At 73.7% G+C, this 17812-nt stretch carries 1 protein-coding gene; it reads right to left on the reverse strand.

Annotated features, from left to right (window positions below):
* Window positions 1–11 precede the first annotated feature (11 nt).
* The gene (locus tag AC07EG_RS20655) at window positions 12–17792 is read right to left on the reverse strand and encodes a non-ribosomal peptide synthetase (RefSeq protein WP_478254754.1); all 17781 of its coding nucleotides are present in this window, start codon (window positions 17790–17792) and stop codon (window positions 12–14) included.
* Between the last annotated feature and the right edge of the window lie 20 nt (window positions 17793–17812).

The raw sequence follows: 17812 nt of genomic DNA on the forward strand, positions 1-17812 counted from the left end.
GGTGTGCGTCCTCACGATTCCTGGTCGGAGGCGAGGCTTTCGAGCTCGCCGAGGATGAGTTCTTCGACTGTTCCGGCGAGCCCGGCGACGGTGCGCGCGGTGAGCACGTCGGCCGGGGTGATCCGCACGGTGAACAGGGCGCTGGCCTTGGCCGCGATGTGCAGGCCCTTCAGCGAATCGCCGCCGAGGGCGAAGAAGCTGTCTTCGGCGCCGATGGGGGTCACGCCGAGCACGTCGGCCCAGATCGCCGCGAGCGCCCGTTCGGTGTCGGTCTCCGGCTCGACGTGCCCGGTCTCCGGCACGACGGGCGCGGGCAGCGCTCGCCGGTCCAGCTTCCCGTTGGCGCTCAGCGGAAGCCGGTCCATCGCGACGAACGCGGACGGCACCAGGTAGTCCGGCAGTTCCCCGGCCAGGAACGCGCGGAGCGCGGCTTCGCCGGTGCCCGAGACGACGTAGGCCACCAGCTGCTTGACCCCCGGCTGGTCCTCGCGCACCACGACCGCGGCCTGCCTCACCTGCGGGTGCCGGGCCAGCACGGCTTCGACTTCACCGGGCTCGACCCGGAACCCGCGCAGCTTGACCTGGTCGTCGGCGCGGCCGAGGAATTCGAGGGTGCCCTCGCCGGTCCACCGCACGATGTCACCGGTGCGGTACATCCTCCCACCCGTCACCCGGCCACCACCCCCGGAGGAGGCGCTTCGCGCCACAGCATCGTCTGTCCCAGTGGGATCGGCGAGGAACCGGTCGGCGGTCAGCCCGGGGCGGTCCCGGTACCCCCGCGCCAGTCCGGCACCGGCGAGGTACAGCTCACCGGGCACACCCGGCGGCACCGGGCGCAGCTCGGCGTCCAGCACGCGGGCCCGCATCCCGTCCAGCGGCCTGCCGATCGGGATCCGGTCCGGCACGGTGACGTCCATGGCGTCCATGGCGTCCATGGCGTGCGCGGTGGCGAAGGTGGTCGTCTCGGTCGGCCCGTAACCGTCGACGACCCGCAGTCCGGGGCAGGCGTCGAGCACCCGCCGCACCGCGGCCGCCGGCACGACGTCCCCGCCCGTCCACACCTCACGCAGACCGGCGAAGCAGTCCGGCGCTTCCTGGGCCAGCACCCGGAACAGGCCCGCGGTGCACCACATCGCGGTCAGGCCGTGCCCGCGGACCAGTTCCCGCACCGCCACCGCGTCGAGGTCGGCGTCCGGCGCGGCGACCACCCGGCCGCCGGTGAGCAGCGGCACCCACAGCTCGTAGGTGGTCGCGTCGAACGCCAGCGGCGAGTGCAGCAGCACCCGGTCGTGCGCACCACCGCGGAACCGGGTGTCCGCGGCCAGTGCGGCGACGTCGCGGTGGCGGACGGCGACCCCCTTGGGCTTCCCGGTGGAACCGGAGGTGTGCATGACGTACGCCAGCTGCTCGGGATCGACGGCGACCGCGGGATCACCGTCGGGCTCGTCGGCCACGGAGGACATCAGGATGGTGCCGGCGAAGGGCTGCTCCACCTCGGCCACGACGAACCGGACGCCGTCGAGCAGCGACCGCTGCCGTTCGGCCGGGGCGCGGGTGTCCAGCGGGAGGTAGGCGCCACCCGCCTTGACCACGGCCAGTTCGGCCACCACCGCACCGGCCCGGCCGACGGCGAGGCCGACCGGTTCCTCCGGCCGCAGCCCGAGCCCGACCAGCCGGTTGGCCAGCCGGTTGGCCCGGCGGTCCAGCTCGGCGTAGGTGAGCTCCTCACCGTCGAGCACGGCCGCGACCGCGTCCGGGCGGGCCCGGACCTGGTCGGCGAACAACCCGGGCAGCGAACGCGCCGGGGGTGCCGCGGTGGTCCCGGTCCACTGCCGCAGCAGCCGGTCCTCGGCCGGGGTGCTCATCGGGACCGCGCCGAGCACCCGGTCGCCGTCGGCGGTCAGCTCGGCCAGCAGGGTCAGCAGGTGCCCGCCGAGCCGTTCGGCCGTCGCGGCGTCGAACAGGGCCGGGTCGTAACCCAGGTCGACCGTCAGCTCGGGGCCCGGCGAGGCGACCACGGTGATCGGGAAGTTCGTCGTCTCCCGTGCCGACAGCTCGCGCACGGTCAGGCCGTGCGCGGCCTCGGCGGCGGTGATCGGGTAGTTCTCGAACACCACCAGGCTCTGGCACAGGTCCACCCCCTCGGGCAGCCCGGCCCAGCGCTGCACCTTGGCCAGCGGCAGGTGGCCGTGCCGGCGGGCCAGCGCCTGCGCGGCCTGGAGCCCGGCCAGCCAGTCGGCCACCCGGGCCGCCCGGTCCGGGGCGACCCGGACCGGCAGCGTGTTGATGAAGATGCCGGTGATGTCGTCCACCCCGGGCACCTCGGCCGGGCGACCGGAGACGGTCGAGCCGAACACCACGTCCTCGTGCCCGCTGTAGCGGGACAGCAGCAGTGCCCACGCGCCCTGCAGCACGGCGTTGTGGGTCAGGCCGTGCCGTCTGACGAACGCGTCGAGGCGGGCGGTCGCGGTTCCGTCCAGCCGCAGCGGCAGCCAGTCGGCCGAGCACGCGGTGTGCCCGGCGGCCGGGGCCCGGTCGCCGGGAACCGGCGTGGGGGCGTCGATCCCGGCGAGCGCGGCACGCCAGAAGCGTTCGGCCTCGGCGGGATCCTGCCCGGCGAGCCAGGCCAGGTAGTCGCGGAACGGCGGCCGGGCGGGCAGCGGCTGACCGGCGTAGGCGGCGCAGACGTCGGAGAGCACCTGGAAGACGCTCCAGCCGTCGAGCAGCACGTGGTGGAAGGTCCACAGCACCTGGACCTCCGTGGCCGACACCCGCGCCAGCACGACGCGCATCAGCGGCGCCGCCGTCAGGTCGAGGCCCTGGCCGCGGTCCTCGGCCAGCAGCTGCCGCAACCGCTCGTCCCGGTCGGCGCACCCGGTCCAGTCGAGGTGGCGGACCGGCAGCCGGGCCGCGCGGTGCACGAGCTGCACCGGCTCGTCGACCCCGGTCCAGACGAACCAGGTGCGCAGGACGGGGTTCCGGTCGACGACCAGCTGCCACGCTTCGGCGAGCCGGTGCGGGTCGGTGACCCCGTCGAGCACGAACGTGGCCTGCTCGACGTACATGCCCTGGCCGGTCTGCGAAAGCCCGTGGAAGACCATGCCGCCCTGCATCGGCGTGAGCGGGTAGATGTCCTCCACGTCCGGACCGGCCAGCACGTCCACCGTGGCCTGGTCGAGGTTGACCAGCGGGAAGTCCGACGGCGTGCGGCCACCGGCGCCCGGCTGGGCGCAGTGCTCGATGATCTCCCGCAGGGCGGCGACCATCCGGTCGGCCAGCTTCTCGACGGTGCCGCGGTCGTGCCGTCCGGTGGCGTGGCTCCAGGTCAGCTCCAGCGTTCCGGCCACGACCCGGCCGACGACGTCGAGGTCGTGGGCCCTGGGGGCTTCGGGGTCGACGTCGGCAGCCAGCCCTTCGGACCGGAACAAGCCGTCGCCGGGTTCCTCGAACTGGCCGAGGTAGTTGAAGCTGACCTGCGGATCGATGACCGGCGCCGCACCGGTCAAATACCGCAGCGCCCCATACCCGACGCCACGCCGCGGCACCCCCCGCAACCGCTCCTTCACCACCTTGAGCGCAGCACCCCAATCCTCAGGCACCTCCAGCGCCACCGGGAAGATCGTGGTGAACCAGCCAACCGTACGAGACAGATCGACCCCGCCGAACAACTCCTCACGACCGTGCCCCTCGACATCGACCACCGGCACGACACCGGCCCACTCCCCCAGCACCCGGCCCAGCGCAGCCAGCAACACATCGTTGACCTGAGTCCGGTACACCCCCGGAACCTCCCGCAGCAACGCCCGCGTCTCCTCGGCGGTGAGCCGGGTGGTCACCTCGCCGGTGTCCGCGATCGTGGCGGGCCCGGTGCCGTCGGCGGGCAGCGGCCGCACGGGCGGCAGGCTGCGCCAGTGGTCCAGTTCGTCGTCGAAACCACCGGCGGCGGCGTGCTCGGCCAGCTGCCGCGCCCACACCAGGTAGGCGGTCGTCTTCGGTTCGAGCTCCCCGCCGCGGTAGGCGGTTTCCAGGTCGTCGAGCAGGATCCGCCACGACACCCCGTCGACGACCAGGTGGTGCGCGGCGAGCAGCAGCCGCCGACCGTCGAGCACGGCCGCCAGCAGCGGCCCGTGTTCCGGGTCGAAGGCGACATCGGCGACATCACCAACCAGCAGCTCGACCGGCGTGACCGCGTCGCCGTGCTGCAGGTCATCGGTGCGCGGGAACCGGAGCCGGAGGGCGTCGTGGTGGGCCCAGACGGCCGCCAGCGCGCGGCGCAGCGCCGCTTCGTCGACGTCCTCGGTGAATTCGAGCACCACCCGCTGGTCGAACCGCTGTGGCTGGGTTTCGCGGTACCAGCGCTGGATCGGGGTGAGCGGTGCCGTTCCGGTGACCGGGCCCTGGTCCGCGGACGTGCCGGTCGCCGTGCCCGCGTGGGCAGCCAGTGCGGCGAGCGTCGGGTGCCGGAACACGTCGTGGGGCAACAGGGTCAGCCCGGCCCGGCGGGCCCGGGACACGACCTGGATGCTCAGGATCGAGTCACCGCCGAGGGCGAAGAAGTTCGCTTCCGCGCCGATGTCCCCGACGTGGAGCACCTCCGCCCAGATCGCGGCCATGGTCCGCTCGGCTTCGGTGGTCAGCGCCGTTCTGGCACCGGTCGCGCCGAAGTCGGGGGCGGGCAGCGCGTGCCGGTCGAGCTTTCCGTTGACGGTCAGGGGGAAGCGGTCGAGCCGGACGAAGGCGGCGGGCACCATGTAGTCCGGCAGCGTGCGGCCGAGGAATTCGGCGAGGTCATCGGCGTCCCCGGTGTGGTAGGCGACGAGCCGCTTGATGCCGTGGTCCTGCCTGGCGAGCACCGCGACCTGGCCGACCCCGGGGTGCGCGGCCAGCGCGGCCTCGATCTCCCCCGGCTCGATCCGGAACCCGCGGACCTTGACCTGCTCGTCGGCGCGGCCGGTGTACTCCAGTTCCCCCCGCGAGTTCCACCGGACGAGGTCACCGGTGCGATACATCTTCCCGCCCGGCGGCCCGAACGGATCGGCCCGGAACCGGTCCGCGGTCAGGCCGGGGTCGCCGTGGTAACCGCGGGCCAGTCCCGCCCCGGCCAGGTACAGCTCTCCCGGCGCACCCGGTGGCACGGGGCGCAGGTCGGCGTCGAGCACGTAGGCACGCATGTTGTCCAGGGGCTTCCCGATCGGAACGGCCTCGGGAACCGCGCCGGAGATCGGGTGTGAAGTGGCGAAGGTGGTGGTCTCGGTGGGGCCGTAGCCGTCGACGACGGTGGTACCGGGACAGGCGTCCACCACCCGCCGCACAGCCGCCGCCGGGACCGCGTCGCCCCCGGCCCAGACCTCGCGCATACCGCGGAAGGTTTCCGGGGCTTCCTGCGCGATCAGGCGGAACAGGCCGGCGGTGACGAACGCGCCGTCCACCCGGTGCCCGGCGATGACGCGGCCGAGGGTGTCCACGTCGAGGTCGCCGGGTGGGGCGAGCACGACCGTGCCGCCGTTGAGCAACGGCACCCACAGCTCGTAGGTCGAGGCGTCGAAGGCCGGGGACGCGTGCATCAGCACCCGCCGATGCGCGGTGAACCGCCGGTCGGCCGCCAGCGCCACGACGTCGCGCTGGCGCACCGCCACGCCCTTCGGCTTGCCCGTCGAACCGGAGGTGTACATCACGTACGCGAGGTTGTCCGGATCGGCTTCGCCGACCGGCGCGCCGGGCCCCGGCTCGCCGGGCACGACCACGGGTCCGCTGTGGAGCGACCTGGCGAGGTCGGCCCGGCCCTCGTCGGTGATCAGGATCGGCACACCGGACAGCAGGGTCTTCAGCCGCGGCCCGGGAGCGCGGGTGTCCAGCGGCACGTAGGCCGCACCGGCCTTGGTGACGGCGAGTTCGGCGACGACCAGGCCCGGCGCCCGGTCCATCAGCACCCCGACGAGCGTTTCCGGCCCGGCGCCGAGCGCGGCCAGCTGCCCGGCGAGCCGCCCGGCCCGCTCGTCCAGTTCCGCGTAGGTCAGGTGGACCTCGTCGCCGGTGAGCGCCACGGCGTCCGGCGTGCGGGCCACCTGGGCGGCGAACAGCTCGGCGACGGCGCCGTCCGGAACGGGGTGGGCGGTGTCGTTCCAGCCGACGAGCACCTGGTGGCGTTCGCCCTCGGTGAGCACGTCGATGCCGTCGAGCGGGCGGTGCAGGTCCTCGGCGAAGGCGCCGAGGACGCCGGTGAGCTGCCGGGCGATCCGCTCGGCCGTCTCGGTGTCGAACAGCTCGGGGTCGTAGCCGACGTCCAGGGTGATCGGCTCACCCGGCGAGGCGACCACGGTGAGCGGGTAGTTCGTCGTTTCGGCGGCGTCGACGTCGCGCAGCCGGAGCCCGTGCGCCCCTCGCGCCGCCTCGTCGACCGGGTAGTTCTCGAAGACCACCAGGCTGTCGAACAGGCTGCCGGTGACCCCGCTGTAGGACTGGAGCCTGGTCAGCGGCAGGTGCCCGTACCGCCGCGAGCGCACCTGGCGTTCCTGCAGCGCGGCCAGCCAGTCCGCGACGGGTGCACCGGCCGCGGTGACCCGCACCGGCAGCGTGTTGATGAAGATGCCGGTGATGTCGTCGGCGCCGGGCAGTTCGACGGGACGGCCGGAAACGGTGCTGCCGAAGCAGACGTCACGGTCACCGCTCAGCCGTGACAGCAGCAGCGCCCACGCCCCCTGCAGCACGGTGTTCATCGTCAGCCCGGCCCGGCGGGCGGCTTCCCGCAGCCGCGCCGACTGCTGGACCGGCACGCGCAGCCACCGCGACGAACGGCTGGTGTGCGCCTGGGCGGGCACCCGGTCGAAGGGCAGCCGGGCGGGCGCGGTGAGGTCGCCGAGTTCACCCCGCCAGTGCTGTTCCGCGTCCGCGTCGTCCTGGCGGGCCAGCCACGCCAGGTAGTCGCGGAACGGCGGCCGCTCGGGCAGCGCCTGCCCGGCGTGGGCGGCGAAGACGTCGGAGAGCACCCCGAAGACGCTCCAGCCGTCGAGCAGCACGTGGTGGAACGTCCACAGCACGCGGACCTCGGTGTCCGACAGCCGCGCCAGGGTCAGCCGCAGCAACGGGCTGGCGGTGAGGTCCAGGCCCTCGGCGCGGTCGGCGGCCAGCACGTCCTGCCAGGCCCGGTCCTGCTCGGCGGCGCTGTGCCCGCGCCAGTCGTGGTGGGTGACCGGCACGCGCACCTGCCGCCGCACGACCTGCAGCGGTTCCGGGACGCCTTCCCAGACGATCCGCGTGCGCAGCACCGGGGTGCGGTCGACCACCCGCTGCCAGGCACCGGCCAGCGCGTCCGGGTCGCGCACCCCGTCGAGCACGAACGCCACCTGCTGGAAGTAGACGCGCTCCTCGCGCTGGGACAGGGCGTGGAACACCATGCCCGCCTGCATCGGGGTGAGCGGGTAGAGGTCCTCCACATCGAGGACGTCACCGCCGTTGCCGACCAGTTCGTCCACGGTGGCCTGGTCGAGGCGCGCCAGCGGGAAGTCCGACGGCGTGCGCCCGCCCGCTCCCGGCCGGGTGCAGTGCCGGATGAGCTCGCGCAGCGCGGCGACCAGATCGGCGGCCAGCCGGTCCACTGTGGACCTGTGGTGCACGCCCTCGGTGTAGTACCAGGTCAGTTCCAGCCGGCCGGCCGTCACGCGGCCGACCACGTCGAGCAGGTGCGCCCGGTTCGCGTGCGGGCTCTCGTCGGTTTCCAGGCGGTGCGAGCCGAACTGCCCGAGGTAGTTGAAGCTGACCCGCGGGTCGATCGACGGTGCCGTGCCGGCCAGGTACCGCAGGGCGCCGTAGCCGATCCCGCGCCGCGGCACCGCGCGGAGCTGTTCCTTGACCGACTTCAGCGCCGTGCCCCAGTCGTCGTCGACCTCCAGCGCGACCGGGAAGACGCTGGTGAACCAGCCGACCGTGCGGGAGGTGTCCACCTTGTCAACGCCGGGGAACAGGTCCTCGCGGCCGTGCCCTTCCAGGTCGACGACGGGCACCTGACCGGTCCAGTCCCGCAGCACGCGGCCGAGCGCGGTCAGCAGCACGTCGTTGACCTGCGTGCGGTAGGCCGCGGGCACGTCCCGCAGCAGGGCGGCCGTCTCCGCCGCGGGGAGTCCCACCGTGACCGAGCGCATCGACGCGACGGTGGCGTCGCCGTCGCCGTCGACCGGGATCGCGGTGCTGCCGGACAGCCCGCGCCAGTGACCGAGTTCGTCGTCGAAGCCACCGGCGGCGGTGTGCTCGGTGAGCCGGGTGGCCCACTCGCGGAACGAGGTGGTGCGCGGCCCGAGGTCGATCGGCTCACCACGCAGTGCCTGGTCGTAAGCGCGGTCGAAGTCCTCGGCGAGCACGCGCCACGAGACGCCGTCGACCACGAGGTGGTGCACCGCGAGCGTCACGCCGTGTTCGGCCACGTCGAGGCGGACCAGCGGGGCTTCGGCGCCGACCGGGCCGTTTTCCTGCTGCCATCCGCCGTTCCGGTGGAACCGCATCCGCAGGGCGTCGTGGTGGGCCAGCAGCGCCGCCACGGCCTCGGCCGCCGCGCCGGTGTCCACCCGCTCCGGCCCCAGCCGGAGGTACTGGTGGCAGTGCCAGTGGTCCGCGGTCCTGGTGTCGAAGAACCACCGCTGGATCGGGGTGAGCGGCACCGGGCCGCTCACCGGACCACGGTCGGCGGTGGCCGTGGCGGTGCGGGCCGCGGTGGCGAGCGCGGCCGGGGTGCGGTGGGTGAACAGGTCGCCGGGCAGCAGTTCGAGCCCGGCGCGCCGGGCCCTGGACACCACCTGGATGCTCAGGATGGAATCGCCGCCCAGTTCGAAGAAGTCGTCGGTGATCCCGACGCGGGCGACGCCGAGCACCTCGGCCCAGATGCCGGTGAGCACGCGTTCGGCGTCGGTGCGCGCGGGCACGTGTTCGCGGACGCCGAACTCGGGCGCGGGCAGCGCGGTGCGGTCCAGCTTGCCGTTGACGTTGACCGGGAAGCGGTCCAGCTGGACGAACGCGGCGGGCACCATGTAGTCCGGCAGCGTCCGCCCGAGGAATTCGGCGAGCCCGGCGGTCTCGCCGACGATGTAGGCGACCAGCCGCTTCACGCCGCCGTCCGCGCGGGCGAGCACGGCCGCCTGCTCGACGCCGGGGTGCTCCCCGAGCGCGGCTTCGATCTCGCTCGGCTCGACGCGGAAGCCACGCACCTTGACCTGCTCGTCGACCCGGCCGACGAACTCCAGCGCGCCGTCCTCGTTCCACCGCACCAGATCACCGGTGCGGTACATCCTCCCGCCCGCCACCCGGCCACCACCCCCAGCGCAGGCGCTTGGCGCCGCTGCGTCGTCTGCCACCCCGAACGGGTCGGCGACGAACCGGTCGGCGGTGGCGCCGGGGCGCCCGAGGTAACCGCGGGCCACCCCGGCTCCGGCGATGTGCAGCTCACCGGGTGCACCCGGCGGGACCGGCTGGAGGTCCTCGTCGAGCACGTAGACGCGGGTGTTGTCCAGCGGCGCCCCGATCGGCACCACGTCCGGTACCGCACCGGGCAGCGGGTGCACGGTCGCGAAGGTGGTGGTCTCGGTGGGGCCGTAGACGTCGGCGACCAGGGTGTCCGGGCAGGCTTCGCGCACCCGCCGCAGCGCGGCCGCGGGCACGGCGTCGCCGCCGGTCCACACCTCGCGGACGCCGGCGAAGACCTCCGGCGCTTCCTGGGCGACCAGCCGGAACAAGCCGGTGGTGAGGAACGCCCCGGTCACGCCGTGGGTGGTGAGCGCCCGGCCGAGGGTGTGCACGTCGAGGTCGCCGGGCGGGGCGAGCACGACCGTGCCCCCGTTGAGCAGCGGCACCCACAGTTCGTAGGTGGAGGCGTCGAAGGCCTGCGGTGAGTGCAGCAGCACGCGGTCGTGCGCGGCGAACCGCCGGTCGGCCGCCAGCGCCACGACGTCGTGGTGCCGCGCGGCCACGCCCTTCGGCGTCCCGGTGGAGCCGGAGGTGTAGATGACGTAGGCCAGTTGCTCGGGATGGGTCACCACGTCCGGCGAGGTGGCGGGGGCCCTGTCGTCGCTGTCGTCGTCCTCGACGAGGACCGCTCCACCGTGGACCTCTTCGGCGGTGGCCAGCCACTTCCGGTCGGCCAGCAGCACTTCGGCACCGGCTTCCCGCAGGAGCAGCCGCAGCCGCTCGGCCGGGGCACGCAGGTCCAGCGGCAGGTAGGCGCCCCCGGCCTTGACGACGGCGAGTTCGGCGACGACGAGTTCGGGTGAGCGGTCCACCAGCAAGCCGACGCGGTCCTCCGGCCGGACCCCGAGGGCGAGCAGCCGGTGGGCCAGGCGGTTCGCCCGCGCGTCGAGTTCGCGGTAGGTCAGCGATCCGTCGTCGGACACCACCGCGATCGCGTCGGGGTCACGGGCCACGGTAGCTTCGAACAGTTCCGGCAGCGCGCCACCGGGGATCGGGTTCGCGGTGTTGTTGCGCCCGTCGATCAACTCCCGGGTTTCGGCGGGTGAGAGCATCGGTACCCGGGTCACCGGCTGGTGCGGTGCGGCGGCGAACCCGCGGACCAGCGCGGCGAGGTGGTCCGCGAGCCGCTCGGCGAGCGGCTGGCCGATCAGCTCGGGGTCGTGGGTGAGCACCATCGACAACCGGCGGCCCGGATAGGCGACCACGCCGAGCGGGTAGTTGGTGCGTTCCGCCGCGCGGACGTCACGCAGTCCGGCGACCTCCCCGATCGGGTAGTTCTCGAACACCACGATGCTGTCGAAAAGGCTGTCGCCGGAACCGGCGAGCGCCTGCAGCCGGGGCAGCCCGAGGTGCCCGAACCGGCGCGCCTCCGCCTGGTCGGCCTGCAGGTCCCGCAGCCAGTCCGCGACACCGCGGTCGCGGTCGAGCCGGACCCGCACCGGCAGGGTGTTGATGAACAGGCCGGGGATGTCGTGCGCACCGGGCAGTTCGGGCGGGCGGCCGGACACCGTCGCGCCGAAGCACACCTCGGCTTCCCCGCTGTAGCGCGCCAGCAGCGCCGCCCACGCGCCCTGCACCACGGTGTTCACGGTCAGGTGGTGCCGCCGCGCGAACGCTTGGACCGCGGCGGTTGCTTCGCCGTCGAGTTCGACCGGGACGCGGCCGGTCGAACTGGCCGTGTGGGTGCGGGTGGCGGCCCGGCCGCCGGGCAGCGGGGTCGGCGCCACGCCGGCGAGGCGGTCCCGCCAGTGGGCCTCGGCGAGGTCGTCGTCCTGGGCGGCGAGCCAGGCGGCGTAGTCGCGGAACGGGCGGCGGGCGGGGGGCTCCTCGCCGCGCAGCAGCGCCAGCAGGTCCGAGAGCACGCCGAACACGCTCCACCCGTCGAGCAGCACGTGGTGGAAGGTCCACACCACCCGCACCGAGGTGGCCGAGTCCTTGGCGATGGCCAGCCGCATCAGCGGTGCTCGCGTCAGGTCCAGCCCTTCGGCGAGGTCCTCGGCCAGCAGCCGCCGCATCGCTTCCTCGGCGTCCTTTTCGGACCAGTCCAGATAGGACACCGGAACTTCGGCGGTGCGCTGGACGATCTGCACCGGCTGGGGTACGCCGTCCCAGACGATCCGGCTGCGCAGCACCGGTGTCCGGTCGACGAGCCGTTGCCAGAGCTCGCCGAGCTTCGCCGGGTCCGGCACGTCTTCGACGGTGAACGAGAGCTGTTCGACGTACACGCCGTCGCCGGCCTGGGCGAGGCCGTGGAAGACCATGCCTGCCTGCAACGGGGTCAGCGGGTAGATGTCCTCCACGTCCGGACCGGCCAGCACGTCCACCGTGGCCTGGTCGAGGTTGACCAGCGGGAAGTCCGACGGCGTGCGGCCACCGGCGCCCGGCTGGGCGCAGTGCTCGATGATCTCCCGCAGGGCGGCGACCATCCGCCCGGCCAGCTCCTCGACGGTGCCGCGGTCGTGCACCCCGTCGGCGTAGTGCCAGGTGAACCGGAGCGCGTCGGCCTCGACGTGCCCGACCACGTCGAGCAGGTGCGGCCGGAGGTCGCCGGGATCGGCATCCAGGGTCAGGCCGCCGCGCGTACCCGCGTAGAGCTCGCCGGACAGGTCGAACTGGCCGAGGTAGTTGAAGCTGACCTGCGGATCGATGACCGGCGCCGCACCGGTCAAATACCGCAGCGCCCCATACCCGACGCCACGCCGCGGCACCCCCCGCAACCGCTCCTTCACCACCTTGAGCGCAGCACCCCAATCCTCAGGCACCTCCAGCGCCACCGGGAAGATCGTGGTGAACCAGCCAACCGTACGAGACAGATCGACCCCGCCGAACAACTCCTCACGACCGTGCCCCTCGACATCGACCACCGGCACGACACCGGCCCACTCCCCCAGCACCCGGCCCAGCGCAGCCAGCAACACATCGTTGACCTGAGTCCGGTACACCCCCGGAACCTCCCGCAGCAACGCCCGCGTCTCCTCGGCGGTCAGCTGCGCGGTCACCGTGCGCGCCCGGGCGACGGTGTTGACCTCAGCGCTTCCGTCGACCGGGATCGGCTGGACGGCGGGCAGGTCGCGCCAGTGGCTCAGTTCGTCGTCGAAGCCGCCGGCCTCCGCGTGCTCGGACAGCCGCGCCGCCCACTCGCGGAACGAGGTCGTGCGCGGGCCGAGGTCGACCGGGTCGCCGTGCACGAGCTGCCGGTACGCCCGGTCGAGGTCGTCGAGCAGAATCCGCCACGACACCCCGTCGACGACGAGGTGGTGCGCGGCCAGGTGCAGCACCCGCCCGGACAGCCGCCAGCTCAGCAGCGAATGCCCGTCGCCGGGTGGCGCGTTGTGCAGCCGCCACTGGCCGCCGTCGCGGGTGAAGCGCGTCCGCAGCGCGTCGTGGTGCTCGATCAGCGCGGCCACAGCGGCGGTGATCGCCACCTCATCGACGTCGTGGGCCAGTTCGACCGCGATGGCCTGGTCGAACCGCTCCGGCACCCGCGTGGTGCCGAAGAACCAGCGCTGGATGGGGGTCGGCACGATCTCCCCGGACACCGGCCCGCGGACCGGGCCGGCCCCGGCGTCGGCGATCACCGGGGCCAGCGCCGCGATCGTCTGGTGCCGGAACAGGTCGGCCGTGGTCACCGCGAGGCCCTCGCGCCGGGCGCGGGCGCTGACCTGGATGCTGAGGATCGAGTCGCCACCGAGGGCGAAGAAGTTGTCGTCGACCCCGACCCGGGCGAGACCGAGCACGTCGGCCCAGATGGTGGCGAGGGCGGCCTCGCGTTCGGTGCGCGGCGCCACGAACCGGTCGCCGGACTCGAACCGCGGCTCCGGCAGGGCACGCCGGTCGACCTTGCCGTTGGTGTTCAGCGGCAGGGCGTCGAGCACCAGGATCGCCGAGGGCACCAGGTAGTCGGGCAGGGTGCGCGCCAGTTCGCGGCGCAGGTCTTCGGTGTCCACGGCGGGCCCGCCGGACTCGCCGGCCGGGACCACGTAGGCGACGAGCCGGTTGCGCCCGCCGCCGGCCCGCACCACCACCACGGCCTGCGCCACCGCGGGCGCCGCCGACAGCGCCCGTTCCACCTCCGCCGGTTCCACCCGGAAACCGCGGATCTTGACCTGGTCGTCGGCGCGCCCGGCGAATTCGAGCGTGCCGTCATTGCGCCACCGGCCCCGGTCGCCGGTGCGGTAGAAGCGCGTCCCCGGGGGACCGAACGGGCAGGCGGTGAACCGGTCGGCGGTCGCGCCGGGCTGCCCGGCGTAACCGCGGGCGAGCCCCGGACCGGCGATGCAGAGCTCACCGAGCGCGCCGCGCGGCACCGGCCGCAGTCCGTCGTCGAGCAGGTACACCCGCATCCCCGTCAGCGGGGTGCCGATCGGGACCACGGCGGGAACGGCCTCCGCCGAGTCCATCCGGAACGAGGTGGCGAACGTCGTGGTCTCGGTCGGGCCGTAGCCGTCGACCACGGCGAGGTCCGGGCAGTGACGCAGCACCCGCCGCACGGCTTCCGGCGGAACGACGTCACCGCCGGTCCAGACCGCGCGCAAGCCCGCGAAGCAGTCCGGAGCGTCCTCGGCGAAGAGGCGGAACAACCCCGCCGTGAGCCACAACGCGGTGACTCCGTGCCGCTCGGTGAGCCGCCGGACGGTGTCGGCGTCCACGTCACCGGGGGGCGCCACGACCACGGTTCCCCCGTTGAGCAGCGGAACCCACAGCTCGTAGGTGGAGGCGTCGAAGGCCAGCGGCGAGTGCAGCAGCACGCGTTCGTGGTCACCACCGGAGAAACGCGGGTCCGCGGCGAGCGCCACCACGTCGGCGTGCCGGACCGCCACGCCCTTCGGCACCCCGGTCGAACCGGAGGTGTACTCGACGTAGGCCAGGTTGTCCGGGGCGAGTTCGGGTGCCGGTGCCGGTTCCCCGGCATCGTCGGCCACCACCAGTGTCTGTCCGCTGTGGACTCTGCTGGCGGTGTCGTGCCACCGGTCGTCGGTGAGCAGGATCTCGGTCCCGTCGAGCAGCCACCGCAGGCGGTCTTCGGGCGCACGCAGGTCCAGCGGCAGGTAGGCGCCACCGGCCTTGAGGATCGCCAGCACGGCCACGACCAGGTCGGCCGAGCGGTCCATCAGCACACCGACCCGGTCCTCGGGGCGGACACCGAGCCGGACCAGCCGGTGCGCGAGCCGGTCGGCCCTGGCACGCAGTTCCCCGTAGTCCCAGCGCACCTCGCCGCAAAGCACGGCGGGTGCGTCCGGGTGGAGCTCGGCCCGGCGATCGAACAGTTCGGGCACCGTCGCCGCCGGTGCCTCTTCGGGCTCACCGAGGAGGAACCGGCGGTCCTGCTGGGTGAGCACCGGGAGATCACCCACCGGCTGGGCCGGGTCGTCGGCGATACCGGTGAGGAGGACTTCGAGGCTTTCGGTCAGGCGCCGGATCGTCGCCGCGTCGAACAGGGCGGTGGCGTACTCGACGGTGACCCGCAGCCCGTCCGCACGCGGCCAGAACTCGATGACCAGGTCGAACCGGGCCGATGGGCGCGGCAGGTCGTACTCGCTCACCCGCAGCCCGGCGGCTTCACGCGGCCGGACCAGCGGGGTCTGCAGCACCACCACGGCCTGCACCAGCGGGGTTCTCGACGGATCGCGGTCGGGCTGGACCTCTTCGACGACGCGGTCGAACGGGACGTCGCCGTGCGCGAACGCGTCCAGCACCGTCTCCCGGAAGGCCGCCAGGAACCCGGCGAACGGCTCGGCACCGTCCACCCGGGACCGCAGCACCAGCGTGTTGACGAAGAACCCGGTGAGGGATTCGAGTTCGGGGCGATCGCGGCCGGCCACCGCGGTCCCGACGGCGATGTCGCGCTGCCCGCCGTACGCGGCCAGCACCAGTTGCACGGCCGCGGTCAGCGTCATGAACGGCGTGGCACCGAACCGGCGTCCGACATCGGTGACCCGGCGCACCAGGCCGGCGGGCAGGTCGTGGTGGTGGAGGGCGCCTTCGGTGGTGCGCTGCGGTGGTCGCGGCCGGTCGGCCGGCACGGCGAGCGGTTCGAGCCCGTCGAGCCGCTCGCGCCAGTACGGCAGCTGGTCGTCGTGTTCGGACTGCTGGCGCCACAGCGTGTAGTCGCGGTAGGACACCGGCAGCGGCGGTGGTGTGGCTCCGGCGTAGAAGTCCAGCAGTTCACCGGTCAGGATGCCGATCGAGCGGCCATCGGTGACGATGTGGTGCTGGCACAGCAGGAGCAGGTGCTCGTCCGGGCCCTGCGGGAACAGCACCGCCCGGGTCAGCGGGCCGGTGCGCAGGTCGAAGGGCGCGCTCAGCTCGGCCGCGAGCACGTCGTCGTCCGCGGGCGCGGCCGCGAGCCGCAGTGGGATTTCGCCGGTGGGCGCGATGCGCTGAACACCCCGCCCGGCCACCGAATCGAAGGTCGTCCGCAGTGATTCGTGCCGGGCGCACAGGGAGGCGAGCGCACCACGCAGGGCGTCGAGGTCGAGCGGCCCGGACAACCGCAGACCGGCACCGGTGTTGTACTCGGCACTGCCACCGGCGAGTTCGTCGAGGAACCACAGCCGCCGCTGGGCCGGGGACAGCGGCAGCACCTCCGCGACCGGCGTCACCGGGATCGCGGTTTCGCTGACGCGGGGTGCCTCGTCGAGCAGCAGGGCCAGCCCGGCCACGCTCGGCGCGTCGAAGATCGCCCTGGCCGGCAGCCGCACGCCGAATCTTCGGCGCAGCCGGGACAACGCCTGAACGGCCAGGACCGAGTCGCCGCCGCGGGCGAAGAAGTCGTCGTCGGCACCGATGCCGGGCACCCCCAGCACCTCCGCCAGCAGCTGGGCCACCTCGCGTTCGGTGCCGGTCCTCGGTTCGGCACGGCCGTCCGCCGGTCGGACCGGGGGTGCGGGCAACGCGCGACGGTCGACCTTCCCGTTGCCGCTCAACGGAAGTACGTCCAGTTCGACGAACGCGGACGGCACCATGTAGTCCGGCAGGGAGGCGGCGGCGACCTCCGCCAGGTCGCCCAGCCGGGCACCCGGGGCCGCCACGACGTAGGCGACCAGGCGCTTCACCCCCGGCTGGTCCTGCCTGGCGACCACCACGGCCTCCGCCACCCCGGCAGCCGCGGCGAGCACCGACTCGATCTCGCCGGGTTCGACCCGGAAACCACGGACCTTGACCTGGTCGTCGGCCCGGCCGAGGAACTCCAGTTCGCCGTTCCCGGTGTCCCGCACCAGGTCCCCGGTGCGGTACATGCGCTCGCCCGGCTCACCGGACGGATCGGGCACGAACGCGTCCGCGGTCGCCCCCGGCCGGGCCCAGTACCCCCTGGCCAGTCCGGCCCCGGCCAGGTGCAGCTCACCGGGTTCGCCCGGCGGGACCGGGTTCAGCGCGCTGTCCAGCACCCGCACGCCGACCCCGTCCAGTGGCCTGCCGATCGGCACGACGTCGGCGACCCGATCCGCCGAAGGCATCCGGTGGCTGGTGGCGAAGGTGGTGGTCTCCGTCGGCCCGTAGCCGTCGACCACGGTCAGGCCGGGGCAGCTGCGCAGCACCCGCCGCACCGCTCCGGCCGGGACGACGTCGCCGCCGGTCCACACCTCGCGCACACCGCGGAAGCAGTCCGGCGATTCCTGCGCCACCACGCGGAACAGGCCCGCGGTCAACCACAGCGAAGTGACCGAGTGCCGCACGAGCAGGCCGCGCAGCACTTCGACATCCAGCTCGCCGGGTGGCGCGAGCACCACGGTTCCCCCGGACAGCAACGGAACCCACAGCTCGTAGGTCGTCGCGTCGAACGCCGCCGGCGAGTGGAGCAGGACCCGGCGGTGCGCGCCTCCGGCGAAACGGCTGTCCGTGGCCAGCGACACCACGTCCCGGTGGCGGACCGCCACGCCCTTGGGTGTTCCCGTCGAGCCCGAGGTGTGCATGAGGTACGCGAGCTGGTGCGAATCCACGTGCGGTGGCGCGAAACCCGTGCTCGGTGGCACGTCCCCGGCGACGACGACCGGGCCGTCGTGGATCCGCGCGGCCCGCACCGGGTCGTCGGTCACCAGCACCGACACCCCGGCCGTGGCCAGCACCAGCCGCAGGCGCTCGTCCGGGGCCCGGTGGTCCAGCGGGACGTAGGCCCCGCCCGCGGTCACGATCGCCGGCTCGGCGACGACGAACTCGGCCGACCGGTCCAGCAGCACGCCGACGCGGTCCTCGGCGCGGACGCCGAGCGCGGCCAGGTGGGCGGCGAGACGCTCGACGCGTCCGGCCAGTTCGGCGTAGGTCAGGCGGGCGTCGTCGCCGTCCACGGCGATCGCGTGCGGCGTCGCGCGCACCTGGGCGGCGAACAACTCGGGCAGGGACATCGTCTTTTTCGCACCTTCCG

This window comes from Amycolatopsis sp. NPDC045836 (assembly GCF_056431745.1).

Excerpts from the sequence above, each read along its gene's own strand:
- AC07EG_RS20655 (WP_478254754.1), bottom strand. The coding sequence starts at position 17,792 with ATGTCCCTGCCCGAGTTGTTCGCCGCCCAGGTGCGCGCGACGCCGCAC.